This is a genomic window from Deltaproteobacteria bacterium, assembly GCA_003194485.1.
In the GTDB taxonomy this organism is placed as follows: Bacteria; Desulfobacterota; Dissulfuribacteria; order Dissulfuribacterales; family UBA3076; genus UBA3076.
In genome coordinates, this window is record PQXD01000003.1 from 123,796 (window position 1) to 125,573 (window position 1,778).

Sequence of the window (1,778 nt, forward strand, 5' to 3'; positions counted from 1 at the left end):
TTACCTTTTTCCGGGTTTCAAAGCTCACTCATCGCGGACCGGAGAGGCAGTGCAATCCGGCCCGCGATCGAAACCCTGCAAAAGGCAAACCGCTCCTGCGGCAGGGCGCGGATGGCAACTTCCACAGCGGACCACGGGTTCACCGGATATTTACGCTTTTTCAAGGTTCTTGAGATCCTCTATGCGGATGACCATGGTCTCACCTGAGATCACGTCAAGCGAGTCAATCCGCTTTAACGCTTCGCGCACCTTGACCTCATGGGCCTCATGGGTAAGCATAACTACGGAAACCGATGAATCCCTGCTGCCACGTCCCTTCTGTACGACCGAGGCTATGCTGATATCCATATCTCCGAGGATTCCGGATATCCTGGCAAGGACCTTCGGCCTGTCCACAACCGAAAACCGAAAATAATAACAAGCTGTTAAAGAATCCATCGGTCGCCTTTTCAGAGGCTTAAGCATATCATATGGAAGCCCCAGGGATGCCACTCTTCCGATAGTCCCCCCGGCCAGATTCCTGGCTACATCCACTACATCAGCCACCACTGCACTGCCTGTGGGCATCTGTCCGGCCCCCAATCCGTACAGAAACACCTTCCCAACCGAGTCACCAACGAAGTAAAAGGCATTGTAGGCTCCACCAACCTGTGCCAAAAGGTGCTCTGACGGGATCATGGTCGGATGGACTCTCAGTTCGAGCCCGTTATTGCCATTTCTTGCAATGGCGAGAAGCTTGATCCTGTATCCGAATTCCTTTGCAAAGGAGATGTCCAGGGGCGAGAGTCTGGATATGCCCTCGATGTAAATATCTGAAAGCTCAACAGGGGTACCAAAAGCCAGCATGGCCATAATAACAAGCTTGTGGGCAGTATCAATTCCCTCAACGTCATAAGAAGGGTCCGCTTCGGCATAGCCAAGGCGTTGCGCATCTGCCAGCACATCCTGAAATGCCGTGCCCTCCTCGGTCATCCTCGAGAGGATGTAGTTGGCAGTACCGTTCATTATACCCATGACCGTTTGAAGACGGTTTGCCACAAGGCCCTCTTTCACTGCCTTGACAACAGGTATTCCCCCGCCCACACTGGCCTCGAACCCAAGCTCAACCCCATGTCTCGCCGCAGCCTCAAAGATCTCATGGCCGTGAGCCGCAAGCAGGGCCTTGTTTGCCGTGATAACGTGCTTTCCTTTTTGAATAGCCTCAAGCACAAAGGTCCGGGCCGGCTCAAGACCGCCTATGAGCTCAATAAATATGTCCAGCTCAGGATCATTAATAAGGGAGATCACGTCATCAGTAAGGATATCAGAAGCTACTGGAAAACCCCTGGAAGTAGTAATATCCAGGTCACAGATCCGTGCAAGCCTTATACTCATCCCGGCGCGCTGCCTCAGGAGTTCCGACTGTTCCAGCAGGATCCTGGCCACTCCACTCCCTACGGTCCCAAAACCCAGCAGACCCACATTTACAGTCTTACCCATAGGATTATACACGCTCCCCATTATACACGACATTTGCCATAACTGTTTACAAAAAGGCGGCTTTTTCACATCCAGCCACGGAGTGTAAGGCGCCCCGGACCTTCAGTCATCTCAAAATCAATTATTTACTTTAAACTTTTAGAAGCTGCAGGGCAAGAATTTATGGCAAGCGCTGGATATTTCATATAAGATACAGGCAGCAAGCACCGGGTAGGCTGCTTGCCATACAATTACTGCCATTGGTCTGAAGATTCTTTCATAGAGCAACCATTTTTTGAGTCAACTCCTCAATTTTTCTA

The 1,778-nt window shown here is 51.1% G+C and carries 1 protein-coding gene; it reads right to left on the reverse strand.

Annotated features, from left to right (window positions below):
• Positions 1–150 precede the first annotated feature (150 nt).
• The gene (locus C4B57_02820; protein ID PXF55568.1) at positions 151–1,479 is read right to left on the reverse strand and encodes a homoserine dehydrogenase; all 1,329 of its coding nucleotides are present in this window, start codon (positions 1,477–1,479) and stop codon (positions 151–153) included.
• Between the last annotated feature and the right edge of the window lie 299 nt (positions 1,480–1,778).